The organism is Cupriavidus sp. GW822-FHT03E04 (genome assembly GCF_058801495.1).
Map to the genome: position 1 here is coordinate 142,590 of NZ_JBXANI010000020.1, position 18,939 is coordinate 161,528.

An 18,939-nucleotide genomic window follows, 5' to 3' on the forward strand; every position below is an offset into this window, starting at 1 on the left:
CCCGCATGGGGCCGCCCTGCACCTTGGCCCGTCCAAACGGCGGCCAGGTGCCTGGGGTCACATCCTCAGCCCAGTTGCGCGAGCACCGCCTGCAGCATCGCAGCGCCCAGCAGGGCGCTGCGCGCGCCATTCCAGCCCACCGCCGGATCGGGCTGGTCGGCATTGTCCTTGAACGGCATCTCCAGCGTCAGCGACAGGCAGCCAAAGGTATGGCCGATGTACTTCGAGGCCAGTTTGAGCGCGTCCTGGTTGTACTTGCTGGCAGCGTAGCCGTGCACATCCTGGAAGTCCGGCGTGGCGCGCTTGAACGCGTCGATGAAACGCAGTTGCTCAGCCTTCTGCACCTCGGTAAAGCCGGGCAGCATCTCGCTGCCCGCGACGAAGTTATAGGGCAGGCCCTCGTCGCCATGGATGTCGAAGAACATGTCGCAGCCGGTGGCCTCGATGGCACGGCGCACGTGATACACCTCCGGGCTGGTCTGCTCGCTGGGGGCCATCCATTCGCGGTTGAGGTTGGCGCCAGCCGCATTGGTGCGCAGGTTGCCACGCGCCGAGCCGTCGGGGTTCATGTTCGGCACGATATGGAACACGGCGCGCTCCAGCAGGCGGCGCGCCACCGGGTCGCCGGCCCACATGCCGGTGCCCGTCAGGCGCTGCAGCACGCCCTCGCAGAACCATTCCGCCATGGATTCGCCGGGATGCTGGCGCGCGATCATCCAGATGGCCTTCTTGCCGTCGCCAGGTGTGCCGACCGTGACCGCGGTCATGTCGCGGCCGTCCACCGTGCTGCCCAGGTGTGAGAGCCGCGCCAGCGGCGAACGCTGGCAAGTGGCTAGCAGGGACAGGTGGCGGTCCTCGGAGTACGGCTCGAAGTAGGCCAGCCACACGCTGTCGTGCTCGGGCGTGAAGGCCACCGTCATGGTGCTGCCGTCGAAGCTGGTCGGCACGCGGAACCAGTGCGCGCGGTCATAGGAGGCCACGACCTGGTAGCCGCGCCAGCCGTCGGGGTAGGTGCAGTCGCCGGCATTGAGGAACTGCAGGCGGCATGCCTGGCCAGCCGCGCCCTGCAGCCGGAAATGGAACCACTGGCGGAACTCTGCATGCGAGTCGGCCCGGATGCGCAGGCGGATGTCGCTCGCCTGCGCAAGCGATTCGACTTCAATCGCGCCCGAATCGAAGCTGGCGGAAATATGCAGGGCTGAACTCATGATGTGGCGTCTCGGAGGGTTCGGGCCGGGATGCCTGTAGGCCATCCCTGGCACTGGGTTCGGGGGCGATAGGGCGTAGCCGGCGCAGCGTGCGTCAGTCTTCCAGGCGGCGGCGGAAGACCCAGCGGGCGTCGTCGGATGCCGCGGCATCAAAGGCGTAGCCATGCTCGGCGAAACGCTTGAGCTTGGCCGGCTCGGTGATGCGATGCGTCACCGCGTAGCGGGCCATGAAGCCGCGCGCCCGCTTGGCGTGGAAGGAAATGATCTTGTAGCGGCCGCCCTTCCAGTCCTCGAACACCGGCGTGACGATCCTGGCGCCAAGCACCTTGGGGCGCACCACCTTGAAGTATTCCTCGGAGGCCAGGTTGACCAGGGCCGGGCTGCCTTCTGCCTTCTGTGCCTTGAAGTCATCGTTGAGCAACTGCGTGACGTCATCGCCCCAGAACGCATAAAGATCCTTGCCCGCCACGTTGTCCAGGCGCGTGCCCATCTCCAGGCGGTAGGGCTGCATCCAGTCGAGCGGGCGCAGCACGCCGTACAGGCCGGACAGGATGCGCACATGCTTCTGCGCGAAGCCAAGGTCATCGTCCGACAGGCTGGATGCGTCGAACCCCTCGTACACATCGCCGTTGAAGGCGAGCACGGCCTGCTTGCTGTTGGCCGCGGTAAATTCCGGCGACCAGTCGCCGTAGCGGGTGGCGTTGAGCACCGCGAGCTTGTCGGAGATGTCCATCAGCGCCCCGATATCCTGCGGCGCGAGCTTGCGCAGACGCTCGATCAACACCGCCGAACGGTCGATAAAACGGGGCAGCGTATGGGTCTTCAGACGCGGGGGCGTCTCGTAGTCGAGCGACTTGGCAGGGGACAAGACGATGAGCATGGCAAAATCGCGGCAAACACAAAGGCCAGATTGTAACGAATGCACCCCGACTCTACCGCAGTACCCCTCAATTCCCCGCCGTCCCCACAGGCCAACCCCGTCGCCGGCCCGCCGGCACCGCGGGTCGTGCTCGACTCCAACATCTGGGTCGACCTGCTGGTCTTTGCGGACCCGCACGTCGAGCCGATCCGGGCCGCGCTGGACACCGGCGCCATTGCCGCGGTGATCCGCGCCGATTGCCGCGAGGAGTTGCGCCGAGTGCTGGCTTATCCGCAATTTGCCCATTTTGGTGTCGATATTCCCGCCGCCATGGCCACGGTCGACCGGCTGACCGCCCTCATCGCCATCCCGGAAGAAGCCGACATCGCGGCGGCCCGCCTGCCGCGCTGCCGCGATACCGACGACCAGAAGTTCATCGAGCTGGCGCACTTTGCCCAGGCCGCCTGCCTGGTCTCCAAGGACAAGGCCGTGCTCAAGCTCAAAGGCCGCCTGCGCCGCCAGAGCGGCGTGGATATCCTGCTGCCCCAGGCCTTCGCCAACTGGCTGACGGCGCGCGAGGAGGCCGCGGCACAGGCGCCGGCCGATCCCCGCTAGAATGCCAGCATCGTTTTCCGCCCATCCCGACCGCCCAGCCTGACGCAGCTTCCCATGCCCACGAACCTTTCCGCCCAGCCCGGCACCCTTGCTCCCCTCACGCCGCCGGCTTCGCGCCTGCCCAAGGTCGGCACCACCATCTTTACCGTGATGTCGGCGCTGGCCGCCGAGCGCAATGCCGTCAACCTCGGCCAGGGCTTCCCGGATTTCGACTGCGACCCGAAGATCGTCGATGCCGTCGCGCACGCCATGCGCGCTGGCTTGAACCAGTACCCGCCGATGGCGGGCGTGCCCAAGCTGCGCCAGGCCATCGCCGGCAAGATCGGCAAGCTGTACGGCCATGCCTACGACTGGGACAGCGAGATCACAGTCACCGCGGGCGCCACCCAGGGCATCCTGACCACCATCCTGTGCGCCGTGCATCCGGGCGATGAAGTGATCGTGCTGGAACCCTGCTACGACAGCTACATCCCCGCGATCGAAATGGCCGGTGGCAAGGTCGTGTCGGTGGCCCTTGACGCGCCGCACTTCCACATCCCCTTTGACCGCCTCGCCGCCGCGATCACGCCGCGCACGCGGATGCTGCTGATCAACACGCCGCACAACCCCACCGGCACCATCTGGCGCGCCGGCGACATGGATCGCCTGGCCGCACTGCTGGCCGGCACCGACATCCTGCTGCTGTCAGACGAGGTGTACGAGCACATGGTGTTCGACGGCCAGCCGCACCAGTCGGTATCGCGTCACCCCGAGCTGGCACGCCGCAGCTTCGTGGTATCGAGCTTCGGCAAGACCTACCACGTGACTGGCTGGAAAGTGGGCTATGTGGCCGCGCCGGCCGCGCTCTCGGCCGAGTTCCGCAAGGTGCACCAGTTCAATGTGTTCACGGTGAACACCCCGGTGCAACATGGCCTGGCCGACTACATGGCGGACCCGGCGCCCTACCTGGACCTGGCGACCTTCTACCAGGCCAAGCGCGACTTCTTCCGCGCCGGGCTGGCCGGCACGCGCTTCAAGCTGCTGCCGTCGGACGGCACCTACTTCCAGTGCGTGGACTACTCCGCCATCTCGGACATGAGCGAGGCGGATTTCTCGATGTGGCTCACGCGCGAGATCGGCGTGGCGGCGATCCCCGTCTCGGCCTTCTACTCCCAGCCGCGCGAGTCCGGCGTGGTGCGCTTCTGCTTTGCCAAGAAGGAAGAGACGCTGGCGCTGGCGCTGGCGCGGTTGAAGGCGCTGTAGGCACCGCTTTGGCCAGCGAAAAAAGCGCCCGCGGCATGCCGCGGGCGCTTTTCTTTTTGCTTTGTGCAAACCCTTCGCTTACTTCCGGCCGCTCAGCATCAGCTCGGTATTCGCCTTGCGATCCTCATTCACCTTTTGCACCGTCGGGCGCTCCGACATGCGCTTGAGGTACTCCTTGACCGGCAGGTCGGCCAGCATGTCCGTACCGTAGATGATCTTGGTGCAAGACGAGATCAGCGGAAAGTGCACCACCGCGGCGCAGTCCGCCAGTGTAAAGGTGTCGCCCGCCAGGTAGGGCGAGAACTTCGCCAGCTTGGCGAAGGCGGGGATATAGCGCTCCAGCAGCTTTTTCTGGCGTTCCTTGACGCCGTCGCTGACCTTGCCGCCGAAAAACGCTTCAGCGTAAAGCTCGCGCGCGGTCAGCTCCAGGTACAGCTCCAGGAAGGTCACCAGTTCGCGCACCTTGGCCGCCTCGTAGGGGCTGGCGGGCAGCAGCGGCGTTTGCGGGTAGGTCGCCTCGATGTAAGCGTCCAGTACTTCGGACTCGCATAGCGGGCCGTGATCGGTGATCATGTAGGGCACCTTGCCCAGGGGGGTGGCTTCGAGATCGGTCTTGCCGATCCAGGCCAGCTCCTCCTCGAACGGCAGGTTCTTTTCCAGCAAGGCCAGCTTGACCTTGTTGTAGTAGTTGCTGGCGGCAAAACCACAGAGTTTCAGCATGTCGTCTCTCTCCTCGTTATGGCGTGATTGGCGTGATTGGCAACCCACCGGGTGGATTGCGATGAAATCAGGGGCTAAGGTACCCTGCCCACACACAGGCAAGCAGGCATTGTGTGCCATGACAGACTCTGGCGGTCCGCGTTGGCCGATCAGCGCACGCCGCCTGCATCGCCCCACTGTCGCGGATGATGCAAAAAACGTACGATCGTGCTAATTTAACCACACTTTTCTGGACGCACTATGAGCACTTTCACCATTGACTCGCTAGGCATCGTTGGCACCGGTGCCATGGGCCGGGGCATTGCCCAGATCGCCGCGCAGGCCGGGCTGAGCGTCAGCCTGTACGACACCAACCCGCAGGCCGTGGCAGCCGCCCGGCAATACCTGCAGGATACGTTCGCCAAGCTGACCGAAAAAGGCAAGATGAGCGCCGAGGACGGCGCCGCCGCGCTGGCCCGCGTGCTGCCCTGCAATGCGCTGGAAGACCTGGCCGGCTGCGACATGGTGCTCGAGGCCATCGTCGAGAAGCTCGAAGTCAAGCGTGACCTGGTCGCCAAGCTCGAAGCCGTCCTGCGTACGGATGCCGTGATTGCCTCCAACACGTCGTCGCTGTCGATCACCGCGATCGCGGTGGGCGCCAAGCAACCTGGCCGCATCGCCGGCTACCACTTCTTCAACCCAGTGCCACTGATGAAGGTGGTCGAGGTGATCGACGGCCTGTCCGGCGACCCCGCCGTGGGTGACGCGCTGATGGCGCTGTCGCGCCGCCTGGGCCACACGCCGGTGCGCTGCAAGGACATGCCCGGCTTTATCGTCAACCATGCCGGGCGCGGCATGAACATCGAAGGCCTGAAGGTCGCGCAGGAAGGCGTGGCCGGGTTCGCCGACATCGACGCCATCATGCGCGAGCAGGCGGGTTTTCGCATGGGCCCCTTCGAGCTGATGGACCTGACCGGGCTGGACGTGTCGCACCCGGTGATGGAGTCCATCTACAACCAGTTCTACCAGGAACCGCGCTACCGCCCGTCGCCCATCACGGCGATCCGCTCGGTGGGTGGCCTGATCGGCCGCAAGGCCGGCGCCGGCTTCTACCGCTATGTCGACGGCCAGAAGCAGCTGCCCGCCACCGCCGCCGTGCCCACCGCGCGCCCGGCCAGCGTCTGGGTCAGCCTTGCCGACGAACGCGGCCACGGCATGGCCGTCAAGCTGCTGCTCTCGCTGGGCATCACGCCCGAAGCCGGCAACCGGCCCTCGGACGACGCCCTGATCGTGGTCACGCCGCTCGGGCTGGACGCCACCACCTGCGCCCTGCATGAGGGCCTGGACCCCACCCGCGTGGTCGCCATCGACACGCTGCTGCCGTTCGAGGCCACCAAGCGCCGCACGCTGATGACCACGCCAGCCACGTCAGCCGCCATGCGCGAGGCCGCACACGGCGTGTTTGGCAGCGACGGCGTGCCCGTGACCGTGATCCGCGACTCGGCCGGCTTCGTGGCCCAGCGCATCATCAGCTGCATCGTGAACATCGCCAGCGACATCGCGCAGCAGCGCATTGCCACGCCGGTGGACATCGACCTCGCCGTCAATCTCGGCCTGGGCTACCCCAAGGGCCCGCTGGCGCTGGGCGACGTGATCGGCCCGCACCTGGTGCTGACCGTGCTGCGCAACCTGGAACGCCTGACCGGCGACATGCGCTACCGCCCCAGCCCGTGGCTGTGGCGCCGCGCCGGGCTCGGCCTGTCGCTGCTGGCCGAAGAGCAGTAAGAACCGCGACCGCAGGCTTGTTTCTGGCCTGCGGTCGTTTCGTATCCGACACCGCGTTGCATCGTTGCATTCGCGCATCCGCACAGGCCGCCATGACCGCACAGCTGCTATCCGAACGCGTCGACACCACCCTGGTGCTGACCATCTCGAACCCCGAGGCACGCAACGCGCTGCATCCGGACATCTACGCGGCCTCGCAGGAAGCGCTTGAGCTGGCCTCGCGCGACGACGAAATCCGCGCGGTGGTGATCACCGGCGCCGATGGCGTGTTCTGCGCCGGCGGCAACCTCAACCGCCTGCTCGGCAACCGCGCCAAGCCGCGTGAGGTGCAAGCCGAGAGCATCGAAGTCCTGAACCACTGGATCGAAACGCTGCACGCCTTCCCCAAGCCGATCATCGCCGCCGTGGAAGGCCCCGCCGCGGGCGCCGGCTTCTCGCTGGTGCTCGCCTGCGATTTCGTGGTGGCCGCCAGCGACGCCAAGTTCGTGATGGCCTACGTCAACGTTGGCCTGACACCTGATGGCGGCGGCTCGTACGAGCTGGCCCGCGCCCTGCCCCGGCAGCTCGCCTGCGAACTGATCATGGAAGGCAAGCCCGTGGATGCCGCGCGCCTGGCGCATTTCGGGCTGGTCAACCGCGTGGTGCCGCCCGGCCAGGCGCTGACCGAAGCGCTGCGCCTGGGCGAATCGCTGGCCACGCGCTCGCCGCACGCCATGGGCCGCATCAAGGGCCTGATCAACCACGCCGCCACCGCCAGCCTGACCGAGCACCTGGCGCAAGAACGCGACAACTTCGTGGCCGCGCTGCATCACAAGGATGGCGGCGAAGGCATCGGCGCCTTCCTGGAAAAGCGCAAGCCAAACTACCGCTGAGCCGCCCTGCCCGCCGGGTCCGCCAATGCGCGCACCCGGCCTCGCAATGCCACGCCAACGATGCCCGCGCAGACGGGCACGGCAGCACAAGCACCGGAGACTTGCATGGAATTGCCACCCTCGCCCCGCCGCCGCGTCTACCTGATGCGCCATGGCGCGGTGACCTACTTCGACGAGACCGGGCGCCCTGCGCTGCCCGAACTGGTGCCGCTCAACGAGACCGGGCGCGAACAGGCCAGCGCGGCTGGCCGTGCCTTTGCCGCCGAGAACATTGGCTTTGACCGCATCATCGTCAGCGGGCTGCCGCGCACGGTGGAAACCGCCGAGCGCGTGCTGGCGGAGTTGCCGGGCATGGCCGACGCCGCGATGGAAACCTGGCCCGAGCTGCAGGAAATCCGCGGCGGCAAGCTGCAAGGCATCAGCGACGACAAGCTGCGCGACGCATTTATCGGCGCCTTTGAAGGCGAAGTGCCCGAAGACAAGCGCTTCCTCGATGGCGAGAGCGTAGGCGAATTCCTCGACCGCGTGCTGCCTGCGCTGCGCCGCCTGCGCGAAGACCCGAACTGGGACACCGCCCTGCTGGTCCTGCATGGCGGCACCAACCGTGCCATCCTCTCCCACGCCATCACCTGCGGGCGCCGCGTGTTCTACGGCAGCCTGATGCAAACCGCCGGCTGCATCAATGTGCTCGACGTGGGCGACGATCCGCTGGACTGGGTGGTGCGCATGATGAATTACTCGCCGCCCACGCCCGTGCACAGCGGTTCGCGCCACACCACCATGGAAGTGTTGCTGCATCAATACCTGCGCTTTCGCGACCTGCGCGGGCCGGCCGGCTAGCCACGCCGCACAGAGATAAAGATAAAACAGACAAGACGGACAAGACGGACAAGACAGACGTAATCGAATCTCGGAAAACCCGGAACATACCGAAAACATGGAGACAGCATGAGCACCAACGTTTCGAATTTCGAAGGCACCCGCGAGGTAGCCGAGCAGCAACGCTTTGACCTGGCCGCGCTGGAAGCCTGGATGCGCGAGCATGTTGCCGGCTTTGCCGGCCCGCTCTCCATCGAGCAGTTCAAGGGCGGCCAGTCCAACCCCACCTTCAAGCTGATCACACCTGGCCAGACCTACGTGATGCGCGCCAAGCCGGGCCCCAAGTCCAAGCTGCTGCCTTCGGCCCACGCCATCGAGCGCGAGTACCGCGTGATGGCCGCGCTGGCCGGCACCGACGTGCCGGTGGCCAGGATGTACGCGCTGTGCGAAGACGAAGCCGTGATCGGCCGCGCCTTCTACATCATGGAATTCGTCGCCGGCCGCGTGCTGTGGGACCAGTCGCTGCCCGACATGACGCCGGCCGAGCGCGCCGCCATCTACGACGAGATGAACCGCGTCATCTCCGCGCTGCACACCGTCGACTACAAGGCCATCGGCCTGGGCGACTACGGCAAGCCGGGCAACTACTTCTCGCGCCAGATCGAGCGCTGGACCAAGCAGTACAAGCTGTCCGAGACCGAGAGCATCCCGGCCATGGACTCGCTGATGGCCTGGCTGCCCGAGCATATCCCGCAGGAAGACGCCGATCTCACGTCCATCGTGCATGGCGACTACCGGCTGGATAACCTCATGTTCCACCCCACCGAGCCGCGCGTGCTGGCCGTGCTCGACTGGGAACTGTCCACGCTGGGGCACCCGATGGCCGACTTCGGCTACCACTGCATGAGCTGGCACATCGCCCCGGGACAGTTCCGCGGCATCGCTGGCCTGGACCATGCCGGGCTTGGCATCCCTGACGAGGCCACGTACCGCCGCACCTACGAGCAACGCACCGGCCGGCCGATCACCGGCGACTGGAATTTCTACCTGGCGTTCAGCATGTTCCGGATTGCCGGCATCCTGCAGGGGATCATGAAACGCGTGGTGGACGGGACAGCTTCCTCCGCGCAGGCCGCGGATGCAGGAAAGCGCGCCCGGCCGATGGCGGAAATGGGCTGGGAGTACGCAAAGAAGGCAAAGCAATAACAATCTGGCAATCTGGCGCTTTGCCGGGATCATCGGAAAACCTCTTCCCCCAGCGCGGGGAAGAGGTTTTTTTTACGGGGCAAGTTATCGTATCAGATGATGTGTAGGCCAGTTTTCGGCAACGACTTCACCGCGACTCTCGCCAGGCTCGCCATCCGTCACGCCTGAAATCCTGCCAGAAAATGCCCTGGACCCGCCCAGGACTTCCGGCTATGATCCAACACATACGACAACATACAACACGTACAAAGAAAACAAAGCCGGAGACAACGCCCATGCCAAGCAGCCGCCGCACCTTCCTGACCCAACTCTCGTCCCTCGGCGCAACCGCCACGCTGGGCAGCCTCGGCGCGGCCGGCACGCTGCTGTCGTCGCCGGCGCAAGCCGCCGACTGGCCTACCCGCCCGATCCGGCTGGTTGTGCCCTATCCCGCCGGCGGCTCCTCCGACATCATTGCCCGCCTGATCAGCCGCCAGCTCGGCGAAGCCCTCGGCCAACCCATCGTGGTGGATAACCGCCCGGGCGCCAACGGCAATATCGGCGCCGCCATGGTCGCGCAGGCCGGCACCGACAATCACACGTTGCTGCTGTGCGATGTCGGCGCGCTGGCCATCAGCCCGTCGGTCTACACCAAACTCACGTTCGATCCGGGCAAGGACCTGAAGGGCGTTTCCATGCTGGCGTACTCGCCGCATTTGCTGGTGGTCCATCCTTCGGTGCAGGTCAGCAACCTCAAGGAACTGGTGGACCTGTCCAAGCGCACCCAGCTCAACTTTGCCGTGACCGCCATCGGCAGCGCCCCGCACCTGGCGGGCGTGGCGGTGGCGCAAGCTACCGGCGCGAAGTGGCAATACGTGCCTTACAAAGGCGGTGCGCAGGCGGTGGCCGATACCGTGGGCGGCACCGCCCAGGTGCTGATGAACGGCATGCTGGCGACGCTGCCCCAGGTGCAGGCCGGCAAGCTGAAGGTGATCGCGGTGTCCAAGAAGACGCGCATGCCGCTGGTGGGGCAAGTGCCGACCATTGCCGAGCAAGGGGTGCCAGGCTTCGAGTCGGGCACCTGGCAAGGCGTGATGGCGCCCGCGGGCATGCCCGATGCGCTGGTGGCACGCATCAGCAGCGAGCTGATCCGCATCATCCGCTTGCCGGACGTGCGCGCGCAGCTCGCCGGCCAGGGTGCGGAAGTGGTGACCATGACGCCACCGGAGACCAACAAGTTCTTCATCGCCGAGCGTGCGCGCTGGGCAACCGTGGTGAAGCAGGCCGACATCCGGCTCGACTGACCCGCGCCGGGTCTTGGCGCGTTCTGACTTTTTTTGATCGCGCTTAACCCCTTGCGCCAGGCTGCCTCGTTTCACTGACAGCGCCCTGCCGCCGGCATCGCCGGCGCGGCCCTTCAGGAGAAAAGAACATGCTTAAGCGCTTGGGAGCCTTGGCCATTGCCTTTGCAGTGGCCGCTTGCGGTGGTCATTCCACCACTGCCCCTACCCCGCCGGATTTGCCCGCGCGCGCCGACAACGCGGCACCGGCCACGCAGCCGGTGCCGCCACCCCCGGTTGCCCCGGCCGCTCCCGTGCAGTCCGTGCCCACCGTGCCCATGGCAGAGGCCCGCGACACCGCATCTGCCGCCAAGGAGGCGGTCGCCGGCGCCGTGGCCAATGCATACGCGCCTGCCATGCGCGCCATGCCTGCGGCGCCCATGACCCTGATGGCACGCCCCATGCCCTACCCGCAGCCGCAGCCTGGGCCAGACCGTGAGCGCTATGGCGCCATCGACGAGAACGGCGTGCAGCAGGTAGCGCAAGCGCCTGTCTCCACCTTCAGCATCGACGTCGACACCGGCAGCTACAGCAATGTGCGCCGCCTGCTCAATGCCGGCCGCCTGCCGCCGGCCGACGCGGTGCGCGTGGAGGAAATGGTCAACTACTTCCCGTACGACTACGCGCAGCCGCGCGACGGCCGCCCCTTTGCCGTGCACGCTGACGCCGCGCCCGCGCCATGGCAAGCGCGCAACGTGCTGCTGCGCATCGGCATCAAGGCCGCCGACGCGGCACGCGACAGCCTGCCGCCGGCCAACCTGGTCTTCCTGGTCGATGTGTCGGGGTCGATGTATTCGCCCGACAAGCTGCCGCTGCTAAAGTCCTCGCTCAAGCTGCTGACCAACGCGCTGCGCGCGCAGGACCGCATCACGCTGGTGACCTACGCCAGCGGCACGCGCGTGGTGCTGCCGCCGACGCCAGGCAGCGACAAGGCTACCATCTCGTCGGCCATCGATTCGCTGGTAGCGGGCGGCTCGACCGCCGGCGCGAGCGGCATCGCGCTGGCCTACCAGGCGGCGCAGCAGAGCTTTATCGCGGGCGGCATCAACCGCGTGCTGCTAGCCACCGATGGCGACTTCAACGTGGGCATCACCGACTTCCGCCAGCTCAAGGCCCTGGTCGCGGAGAAGCGCAAGTCCGGCGTTTCGCTGTCCACGCTGGGCTTTGGCACCGGCAACTACAACGACCAGCTGATGGAGCAACTGGCCGACGCGGGCGACGGCGCCTACTCGTACATCGACAACCTGATGGAAGGCCAGAAGGTGCTGGCCGAGGAGTTCAGCTCCACGCTGGCGACGGTGGCGCGCGACGTCAAGATCCAGGTCGAGTTCAACCCCGCCACGGTCAAGGAATACCGCCTGATCGGCTATGAAAACCGCGCGCTCAAGCGCGAGGATTTCAACAACGACCAGGTCGACGCCGGCGACATCGGTGCCGGCCACACCGTGACAGCCCTCTATGAGCTGACGCTGGCGGGCCAGCCCGGCCTGATCGACCCGCTGCGCTACCAGCCGGCGAGCCCTGCCGCCCAGCCAGGCAAGGGCGCCGCTGGCGAGCTGGCCCACATCAAGCTGCGCTACAAGCTGCCGCAGGCGCAAGCCAGCGAGCTGATCGACCTGGCCGTGCAGGACAGCGCGGTGCGGCCGCTGGCGCAGGCCGACGACGCCATGCGCTTCGCCGCGGCGGTAGCCGGCTTCGGCCAGATACTGCGTGGCGGCAATCATGTCAACGGCTGGACCTACGCCGACGCGCGCACCCTGGCGCTCGGCGCGCGCGGCGCCGACCGCTTTGGCTACCGCGGCGAGTTCATCAAGCTGGTCGACCTGGCGCAGGCCCTGTCGACGCGCGCACCGCTGGCACAAGGCGGCGAGCCTGCCGGGGAGCCGCCACGCTGAGGCCGCCTCGCCCACCATCCGCCGGGTTGCCCGCGCGCAGGCACCCGGCACCGACAGCCCCTCGCGGCGGCGCGCGGGGCTGTCATATACTCCCGCGCATGCATGCCCCCTCACCTGGCGCCCCGCCCTCCCCATCCTCTGCCGGACTGTCCGCGCTGCCGGATACCGACCTGATGCTGCTGGTCGCCAACGGCCTGATCGAGCAGCCGGTGGCCGAGCTGTTCCGCCGCCACAACGCGGCGCTGTACAACTACGTGGCCTGGCTTTGCCAGGGCAACACCAGCGAGGCCGAGGACGTGACCCAGAAGACCTGGGTCAAGCTGATGACCCGCTGCGCGGACTACCAGCCCAGCGCGGCCCTGCGCACCTTCCTGTTCCAGATCGCGCGCAATACCTGGCTGGACCAGTTGCGCGGCGCCTACGAGCGCCAGCGCGACACGCTCGACGAGACGCATCTCGCCATGCCTGCCGACGACCTCAGCCCCGAGGCCGAGGCGCAGTTGCGCCAGAACCTGCAGGGCGTGCGGCAAGCGCTGCTGGCGCTGCCGGCGGCGCAGCGCGAGGTGATCGTGCTGCGCTTCTTCAGCGAGATGAGCGTGGAGGACATCGCCCTGACGCTGGGCGAGAAGTTCGAGACCATCAAGAGCCGGCTGCGCTACGCCTTTGCACGGCTGCGCGAGAACCTGGTGGCCACGCCATCGCAGGAGCGGCTGCCATGAGCGCGGACGAACGCTTCATCGCCGGCGAGGACCGGCTCGCGGCATTGCTGCGCGAGTTGCCCGCTTTTGTACCGCCGGCCTCGCTGGAGGCCTCGGTGATGGCTGCGGCGCGTGCGGAGCAGGCGGCGCGCAACGCGCCAGCGCCGCTACCGCCAGCCTCGCTGCCGGCCAAGGTCCGGGCCTACGCCGAACAAGCCGAGGCGCCCGCCGACGATGACGAACTGGATTTCACGCCGCCGGCGGGATTGCAGGCAGCGGTCATGGCGCAAGCCGCGCGGATGCAAGCGGCGCAGGCCACGCGCCGCAATGCCGTGCTGGAGGAAATCCGGCGCGGCGACGTGCCGCAAAGCGTGCTCGGCGCGCCTGTCAGCGAGGCGGCGCAGGCGTGGCTGCGCGAGCAGGCGCTGCCCGCACAACCGGCCGCCGGCGCAGAGCCAACTGGCAAGCCGCCCCGTGCCCGCCCCGCACGGCGCTGGTGGCCCGCGCTGGGCGCGCTCGCCGCCACCCTCGGCGTGGGCGTCTTGTCGCTGCAGATCGTCATGCGCCAGCTTGACCTGCGCCACGGCGAAATCACGTTACCCGCCCAAGCCCCGGCCCCCATGGCGGACACGGCGGCAAACAAGACGGCAAAGCAGGCGGAACCCGCCAAGCCGGTTGCACAAGCGGCGGTGCAGCCAGCGGCTCCGGCCCCGGCTCCAGCTCCGCAAGCGGAATCCGCGGGACAGCCGGCATCGCCGCGCGCGGATGCGCCAGTGCCTCCGCCCGACACTCAAGCCGCTCATGCCGCACAGCCTGCGCCTGCACCGGCCCGCCCGCCCGCCGAGGCACAGGCCAAGGCCGCGCCTCGCGAGCCGGACCGGCTAGCGGACCAGCGTGCACCTGCATCCAGGGAAAGCGCAGCGGGCGCGACCGGCTCACTCTCTGCCGGAGCGCCTCCCGCCGCAGCGGCAGCGCCTGCGGTACCTGCCCCGGCACCCATGGCGCCGATCGCGCCGATGGCTGCCATTGCGCCGCCAGCCCCGATCGCCCCCATCGCCCCACCGGCGCCAGCGCCCACCATCGATGCACCCAGGTTGGCACTGCGCGCCAGCCCGTCGCAGCAGGCCGATGCGGCACGCGCACCCGCGCCTGCCGCACGCGTGCAAAGGGTGGGAACGTTGACGATGAGCTTGCGGGAAGAACCTCAGCTAGCGGTGGAGCGCTTGCTATCCGCCCCGTCGGGGGCCGAGCCCGCCGCCGGGGCGCAGCTGGCGCTGCGTGTCACGGCGTCGGCGCCGGCCAGCCCCGAGGTCAGGGCGTGGGTCGAGCGGCTATGGCAGGCGGTGCCGGCGCAATACCGGCCGCCGCTGCCCTATGCGGTGCAGGCCGACAGCACATTGCCGCCAGCCACCGTGCGCATCGAGCGCCAGGCCGATAGCGCATCCTGGTAGGCGCAGGGGACGAGGCTCGGCGCACTCAGTCCAGGGCCACCTCGCCCACACCGCCGCCGAGCGAGTTGATCACCGCCAGCAGTTGCTCGCGCAGCCAGCGATTGGCGCCATCATTCTCGCCGCCGGCATGCCAGTAAAGGTGCAGTTCCAGCGTAGGCACCTTGAAGGGCAGCGAGAGCAAGCGGTTGGCATATGGCTCGTTGGCGATGCGCGCGTAGCGCAGCGGCAGCGTGGCCAGCAAGTCGGTGCAGCTCACCACCCGGCAGGCCGCGGCGTAATGCTGGCAGCGCAACCGCACCCGGCGCGTCAGGCCCATGCGGTGCAGCGCCTGGTCTTCCAGGCCGGCCCCGCGCCGGCGGGACGACACATGCACGTGCTCGGCGGCCAGGTAGCGCTCCAGCGTCAGCTCCTTCTTCATCAGCGGATGGTCGCGGCGGGCCAGCACCACCATCGGGTCGGCCATGAAGGGCGTGTGATGGATGGCCGGCGACACCGGCAGCAAGATATCGATGGCCGCGTCGAGCGTGCCGGCCAGCAGTTCCGACTCCATCTCGCGCCGGTCGAAGCGGATCGCCGCGATCTCCACCTGCGGCGCCATCGCGGTCACGCGGGCCATCAGGGGCGGCAGCAGGGTGGACTCCAGCGCATCGCGCATGCCAATGGTGAAGCGGCGCACCGTGGCCGCCGGATCGAAATGCGGCGTGTCCTGCAAGGTGCGGGCAAAGGACTGCAGGGCCGTGCGCACCTCGGCGGCCAGCGAGCGCGCCAGCGGCGTGGGTGCCATGCCCTGCCCCCGCCGCTCGAATAGCGGGTCGTCAAACAAGAGGCGCATGCGCCCCAGCGCGTGGCTGACCGCGGGCTGGGTCAGGTTAAGCTGGCGGGCGGCGGCCGTGATGCTGCCTTCGCTATAGATAGCGTCGAACACCACGAAGAGATTCAGGTCGATGCGGGATAGCTGCATGACGGGCATTCTGGCATGGAATGCACGGTATTGATACTGGCAAATCCAGAAAATTCATTTTTCTAATTACCTGGATTGCGGTACAGTCCTCTCCAGTCGGCGCAAACCGCGTCCGCCGGTGCCGGAAACGGCCCACCGCAACCCGCGGCGGCCCAACCGATGCCGGCCTCATTCAGAGGTGGAGGAGACAACATGCAATTCGAGTACACCCCCAAGGTCAAGGAAATGCAGGCTCGCCTGCTGGCCTTCTTCGACAAGCACATCTATCCGAACGAGAAGCGCTTCTACGCCGAGATCCAGGCCAACCGCCAGGCCGGCAACGCCTGGGTCCCGACCAAGGTGATCGAGGAACTCAAGCCGCTGGCGCGCGAAGCCGGCCTGTGGAACCTGTTCCTGCCCCATTCCAAGCGTGCCCCGGAAGGCCTGTCCAACCTGGAATACGCACCGCTGTGCGAGATCATGGGCCGGGTGCCCTGGTCGGCCGAAGTCTTCAACTGCGCGGCGCCCGATACCGGCAACATGGAGACGCTGGAGCGCTACGCGTCGGAAGAACTCAAGGACAGGTGGCTGGAGCCGCTGCTGCGCGGCGAGATCCGCTCGGCCTTCCTGATGACCGAGCCGGCCGTGGCTTCGTCGGACGCCACCAATATCTGCTGCAGCATCCGCCGCGATGGCGACGAATACGTGATCAACGGCACCAAGTGGTGGTCGTCGGGCGCGGGCGATCCCCGTTGCGAGGTCTATATCGTGATGGGCAAGACCGACCCGGAAGCGGGCCGTCATGAACAGCAATCGATGATCGTGGTGCCGGCCGATACCGCAGGCATCACCATCAAGCGCTTCCTGCCGGTGTTCGGCTACGACGACGCGCCGCACGGCCACATGGAGATCGAGCTGAAGGACGTGCGCGTGCCGGCAGCCAACATCCTGCTGGGCGAAGGCCGCGGCTTCGAGATCGCCCAAGGCCGCCTCGGCCCGGGCCGCATCCACCACTGCATGCGCAGCATCGGCGTGGCCGAGCGCGCGCTGGAACTGCTGTGCAAGCGCGCCCTGTCGCGCGTTGCATTCGGCAAGCCGGTGGCCGCCCAGGGCGTGACGCGCGAGCGCATCGCCGAAGCCCGCTGCGAAATCGAAATGGCGCGCCTGCTGACGCTCAAGGCCGCCTACATGATGGACACCGCCGGCAACAAGGTGGCCAAGGCCGAGATCGCCATGATCAAGGTCGTCGCCCCCAACATGGCGCTGAAGGTGATCGACTGGGCCATCCAGGTGCACGGCGCCGCTGGCGTCTCTGACGAATTCCCGCTGGCCAACTGGTGGGCGCACCAGCGCACCCTGCGCCTGGCCGACGGCCCGGACGAGGTGCACCGCAACGCCATCGCCAAGCTGGAGCTGGCCAAGCACATGGGCGTGAGCCCGGACGACATCAGCATGCCGGTGGCACGCGGCTTCTAAGCCGCAACGATCCGCAATCCGCCACAAGCGGCCACAACCGGCCACAACCGGTCTCACCGCCGGCCCTGCTGGCAACATGGAAAACGCGCAGCCAGTCTGCGCGTTTTTTTCTTCTGTGCTTAAATCGCGCGGTTCGCCACGCCAGTGGTTGATGTGGCGATTCACCGATTGCACGATCGCAGCCAGGAGCCCTTCCCGATGATCGACGTCTACAGTTGGCCCACGCCCAACGGCCACAAAATCCACATCATGCTCGAGGAGTGCGGCCTCCCGTACAAGGTCCACCCCATCAATATTGGCGCCGGCGACCAGTTCGGCGAGGACTTCCTCAAGATCAGCCCGAACAACAAGATCCCGGCCATCGTCGACCCCGATGGCCCGGACGGCAAACCCATCTCGCTGTTCGAGTCCGGCGCCATCCTGCTTTACCTCGCCGGCAAGACCGGCAAGTTCCTGCCCGAGGACGTGCGCGGCAAGTACGACGCGCTGCAATGGCTGATGTTCCAGATGGGCGGCGTCGGCCCGATGCTGGGCCAGGCGCACCATTTCCGCATGTATGCGCCACAGCAGATCGAGTACGCCATCAACCGCTACACCAACGAGGCCAAGCGCTTGTACGGCGTCATCGACAAGCAACTGTCGGAACATGCCTGGCTGGCTGGCAGCGAATACTCCGTGGCGGATATCGCGACCTTCCCGTGGCTGCGCAGCTGGCAGAACCAGGGCGTGGAGCTGGACGACTATCCGCACCTGAAGCGCTGGTTCCTTGAGATCGCCGAGCGGCCCGCCGTGCAGCGCGGTGTCGCGGTGCTGGCACAGGAACGCAAGCCGCTGAGCGGCGACAAGGAACGGGAAATCCTGTTCGGCGCCACGCAGTACCAGCGCCGCTGAGCAGCCCGCCAGCGCGGCCATGGCGCCAGGCGGTCAATGGAGGGAAACCACCTGCATCTCGCCAGCGCCGGCCACGCGCGCCGGCGCCTGCAGGCAGCACAGCAGGCTCGCCACGGGATGCAGCGCGTCGATCCGGTACGCCTCATCGGGATCCGGCGCGAAGACCATGCCGGGCTGCAGGTACGCCACCTGCCGCTCGACGTGCGGCCATGGCGAATGCCACTGCAGGCATAGCGTGCCCGCATGGCAGGCCGCCCAGTTCAGCCCGCCCGCGCGCAGGCGCAGCGCCCATTCAGGCTCGCCCTCGGCCAGCGAGACAAAAGCCGCATTGGCGCGCGGCACGCCATCCGCACCGCGCTGTGCGCCACCGGCCCGCCAGAAATCCGCCTGGCCCACGGCAAAGGCATCGTAGCTGCTGGTCACGCCCGCTCCCACCAGCCCGACGGCATTCGGGTCCAGGATCGCACGGATCAATACCGTGTCCTGCAGCACCGCCAGATGCACGCGCTCGGCCTGGCGCAGCGCATAGACGCCGCCCGCCGACACCAGCACCGGCTCGCCACCCACCGGAGTCAGCTTGATCGTGCCGTGCAGGCAAGCCCACCACTCGGCACGCGTGGTGACAATGCCGGACTGCATCGCGCCTTGGCGCAAAAAGACGTAGTCCCCGCTGCTGCCCAGGCCAGCGGCTTCCGGCACCACCCTCACCTGCAGGCCCACGCGCAACTGCGACGCGGTTCCGCCTGTCAGGATTTCGCCACGCATCTGCGCGTCGAACAACGAAAAAATACGCATGGCACTCACTCTCCACGTAATGGAAAAATACAGCGCCGCGCTTCCCCGGGGATTTGAGTGCCTCTATGTCGAGGTCGTAATCTTTTTTGGCCTGGTGCTTCGCTGCTTTAACAAGATGCCGAGGCGGGGCGCCTCTTTCCTTGTGGCCGCGAAACCCATTCGTAACATT

General features: G+C 67.2%; 17 protein-coding genes. 12 read left to right on the forward strand and 5 right to left on the reverse strand.

Annotation, left to right across the window (positions count from 1 at the left end; translation table 11 throughout):
* Positions 1-65 precede the first annotated feature (65 nt).
* Both AC1RQC_RS27420 and yaaA read right to left on the reverse strand, forming a co-directional pair.
* The gene (locus AC1RQC_RS27420; protein ID WP_492885156.1) at positions 66-1,208 is read right to left on the reverse strand and encodes a M14 family metallopeptidase; all 1,143 of its coding nucleotides are present in this window, start codon (positions 1,206-1,208) and stop codon (positions 66-68) included.
* A 94-nt stretch (positions 1,209-1,302) separates the two neighbouring features.
* Positions 1,303-2,088 carry a peroxide stress protein YaaA gene (gene yaaA / locus AC1RQC_RS27425; protein WP_253932713.1) on the reverse strand — a complete coding sequence of 262 codons (786 nt, stop codon included), beginning with the start codon at positions 2,086-2,088 and terminating at the stop codon, positions 1,303-1,305.
* Between the two features lie 39 nt (positions 2,089-2,127).
* Here yaaA and AC1RQC_RS27430 point away from each other — a divergent pair, with 39 nt between their 5' ends.
* Both AC1RQC_RS27430 and AC1RQC_RS27435 read left to right on the forward strand, forming a co-directional pair.
* Complete coding sequence (locus tag AC1RQC_RS27430) at positions 2,128-2,682, forward strand: putative toxin-antitoxin system toxin component, PIN family (RefSeq protein ID WP_492829465.1); 555 nt, start codon at positions 2,128-2,130, stop codon at positions 2,680-2,682.
* A 54-nt stretch (positions 2,683-2,736) separates the two neighbouring features.
* Positions 2,737-3,924, forward strand: coding sequence for a pyridoxal phosphate-dependent aminotransferase (locus tag AC1RQC_RS27435; RefSeq protein WP_492885158.1), 1,188 nt, complete (start codon positions 2,737-2,739; stop codon positions 3,922-3,924).
* Positions 3,925-4,002: 78 nt separating this feature from the next.
* Here the strand turns inward: AC1RQC_RS27435 and AC1RQC_RS27440 are convergent, their stop codons facing one another.
* Complete coding sequence (locus AC1RQC_RS27440; protein WP_492376477.1) at positions 4,003-4,644, reverse strand: glutathione S-transferase; 642 nt, start codon at positions 4,642-4,644, stop codon at positions 4,003-4,005.
* Between the two features lie 240 nt (positions 4,645-4,884).
* Between AC1RQC_RS27440 and AC1RQC_RS27445 the strand changes: the two genes are divergently transcribed.
* From AC1RQC_RS27445 to AC1RQC_RS27480, 8 genes are all read left to right on the forward strand, one after another.
* A complete protein-coding gene (locus AC1RQC_RS27445) occupies positions 4,885-6,408 on the forward strand; it encodes a 3-hydroxyacyl-CoA dehydrogenase (RefSeq protein ID WP_492885160.1) in 1,524 nt (507 codons plus the stop codon).
* Positions 6,409-6,500: 92 nt separating this feature from the next.
* Positions 6,501-7,280 (forward strand): oxepin-CoA hydrolase, alternative type, encoded by a 780-nt coding sequence (locus AC1RQC_RS27450; RefSeq protein ID WP_492832459.1) that lies wholly within the window; start codon positions 6,501-6,503, stop codon positions 7,278-7,280.
* A 105-nt stretch (positions 7,281-7,385) separates the two neighbouring features.
* Positions 7,386-8,120, forward strand: coding sequence for a histidine phosphatase family protein (locus AC1RQC_RS27455; RefSeq protein ID WP_492885162.1), 735 nt, complete (start codon positions 7,386-7,388; stop codon positions 8,118-8,120).
* A 108-nt stretch (positions 8,121-8,228) separates the two neighbouring features.
* A complete protein-coding gene (locus AC1RQC_RS27460; RefSeq protein WP_492376480.1) occupies positions 8,229-9,305 on the forward strand; it encodes a phosphotransferase in 1,077 nt (358 codons plus the stop codon).
* 275 nt (positions 9,306-9,580) lie between these two features.
* Positions 9,581-10,588, forward strand: coding sequence for a Bug family tripartite tricarboxylate transporter substrate binding protein (locus AC1RQC_RS27465; RefSeq protein WP_492885163.1), 1,008 nt, complete (start codon positions 9,581-9,583; stop codon positions 10,586-10,588).
* 128 nt (positions 10,589-10,716) lie between these two features.
* Positions 10,717-12,519, forward strand: coding sequence for a vWA domain-containing protein (locus AC1RQC_RS27470; RefSeq protein WP_492885165.1), 1,803 nt, complete (start codon positions 10,717-10,719; stop codon positions 12,517-12,519).
* A 98-nt stretch (positions 12,520-12,617) separates the two neighbouring features.
* Positions 12,618-13,238, forward strand: a complete 621-nt coding sequence (locus AC1RQC_RS27475) for an RNA polymerase sigma factor (RefSeq protein ID WP_492376483.1) — start codon at positions 12,618-12,620, stop codon at positions 13,236-13,238.
* Positions 13,235-14,668 (forward strand): hypothetical protein, encoded by a 1,434-nt coding sequence (locus tag AC1RQC_RS27480; protein WP_492885167.1) that lies wholly within the window; start codon positions 13,235-13,237, stop codon positions 14,666-14,668. The genes AC1RQC_RS27475 and AC1RQC_RS27480 overlap by 4 nt, the downstream gene beginning before the upstream one ends.
* A 25-nt stretch (positions 14,669-14,693) precedes the next feature.
* Here the strand turns inward: AC1RQC_RS27480 and AC1RQC_RS27485 are convergent, their stop codons facing one another.
* Complete coding sequence (locus AC1RQC_RS27485) at positions 14,694-15,629, reverse strand: LysR family transcriptional regulator (RefSeq protein WP_492832449.1); 936 nt, start codon at positions 15,627-15,629, stop codon at positions 14,694-14,696.
* Positions 15,630-15,821: 192 nt separating this feature from the next.
* On the opposite strand from AC1RQC_RS27485, the gene AC1RQC_RS27490 reads away from it, so the two are divergent.
* Together AC1RQC_RS27490 and AC1RQC_RS27495 are read left to right on the forward strand one after the other, a co-directional pair.
* Positions 15,822-17,084: an acyl-CoA dehydrogenase family protein gene (locus tag AC1RQC_RS27490; RefSeq protein ID WP_492376724.1), complete on the forward strand. Its 1,263-nt coding sequence runs from the start codon at positions 15,822-15,824 to the stop codon at positions 17,082-17,084.
* Between the two features lie 198 nt (positions 17,085-17,282).
* Positions 17,283-17,975 (forward strand): glutathione binding-like protein, encoded by a 693-nt coding sequence (locus tag AC1RQC_RS27495; protein ID WP_492807829.1) that lies wholly within the window; start codon positions 17,283-17,285, stop codon positions 17,973-17,975.
* A 33-nt stretch (positions 17,976-18,008) separates the two neighbouring features.
* Here the strand turns inward: AC1RQC_RS27495 and AC1RQC_RS27500 are convergent, their stop codons facing one another.
* On the reverse strand, positions 18,009-18,770 hold the full coding sequence (locus AC1RQC_RS27500; protein ID WP_492807830.1) for a hypothetical protein: 762 nt from the start codon (positions 18,768-18,770) through the stop codon (positions 18,009-18,011).
* Positions 18,771-18,939 lie beyond the last annotated feature (169 nt).

What these genes read in the sequence shown, in the direction of transcription:
- AC1RQC_RS27420 (WP_492885156.1), bottom strand. Translation starts at nt 1,208, where the DNA reads ATGAGTTCAGCCCTGCATATTTCCGCCAGCTTCGATTCGGGCGCGATT.
- yaaA (WP_253932713.1), bottom strand. Translation starts at nt 2,088, where the DNA reads ATGCTCATCGTCTTGTCCCCTGCCAAGTCGCTCGACTACGAGACGCCC.
- AC1RQC_RS27430 (WP_492829465.1), top strand. Translation starts at nt 2,128, where the DNA reads ATGCACCCCGACTCTACCGCAGTACCCCTCAATTCCCCGCCGTCCCCA.
- AC1RQC_RS27435 (WP_492885158.1), top strand. Translation starts at nt 2,737, where the DNA reads ATGCCCACGAACCTTTCCGCCCAGCCCGGCACCCTTGCTCCCCTCACG.
- AC1RQC_RS27440 (WP_492376477.1), bottom strand. Translation starts at nt 4,644, where the DNA reads ATGCTGAAACTCTGTGGTTTTGCCGCCAGCAACTACTACAACAAGGTC.
- AC1RQC_RS27445 (WP_492885160.1), top strand. Translation starts at nt 4,885, where the DNA reads ATGAGCACTTTCACCATTGACTCGCTAGGCATCGTTGGCACCGGTGCC.
- AC1RQC_RS27450 (WP_492832459.1), top strand. Translation starts at nt 6,501, where the DNA reads ATGACCGCACAGCTGCTATCCGAACGCGTCGACACCACCCTGGTGCTG.
- AC1RQC_RS27455 (WP_492885162.1), top strand. Translation starts at nt 7,386, where the DNA reads ATGGAATTGCCACCCTCGCCCCGCCGCCGCGTCTACCTGATGCGCCAT.
- AC1RQC_RS27460 (WP_492376480.1), top strand. Translation starts at nt 8,229, where the DNA reads ATGAGCACCAACGTTTCGAATTTCGAAGGCACCCGCGAGGTAGCCGAG.
- AC1RQC_RS27465 (WP_492885163.1), top strand. Translation starts at nt 9,581, where the DNA reads ATGCCAAGCAGCCGCCGCACCTTCCTGACCCAACTCTCGTCCCTCGGC.
- AC1RQC_RS27470 (WP_492885165.1), top strand. Translation starts at nt 10,717, where the DNA reads ATGCTTAAGCGCTTGGGAGCCTTGGCCATTGCCTTTGCAGTGGCCGCT.
- AC1RQC_RS27475 (WP_492376483.1), top strand. Translation starts at nt 12,618, where the DNA reads ATGCATGCCCCCTCACCTGGCGCCCCGCCCTCCCCATCCTCTGCCGGA.
- AC1RQC_RS27480 (WP_492885167.1), top strand. Translation starts at nt 13,235, where the DNA reads ATGAGCGCGGACGAACGCTTCATCGCCGGCGAGGACCGGCTCGCGGCA.
- AC1RQC_RS27485 (WP_492832449.1), bottom strand. Translation starts at nt 15,629, where the DNA reads ATGCAGCTATCCCGCATCGACCTGAATCTCTTCGTGGTGTTCGACGCT.
- AC1RQC_RS27490 (WP_492376724.1), top strand. Translation starts at nt 15,822, where the DNA reads ATGCAATTCGAGTACACCCCCAAGGTCAAGGAAATGCAGGCTCGCCTG.
- AC1RQC_RS27495 (WP_492807829.1), top strand. Translation starts at nt 17,283, where the DNA reads ATGATCGACGTCTACAGTTGGCCCACGCCCAACGGCCACAAAATCCAC.
- AC1RQC_RS27500 (WP_492807830.1), bottom strand. Translation starts at nt 18,770, where the DNA reads ATGCGTATTTTTTCGTTGTTCGACGCGCAGATGCGTGGCGAAATCCTG.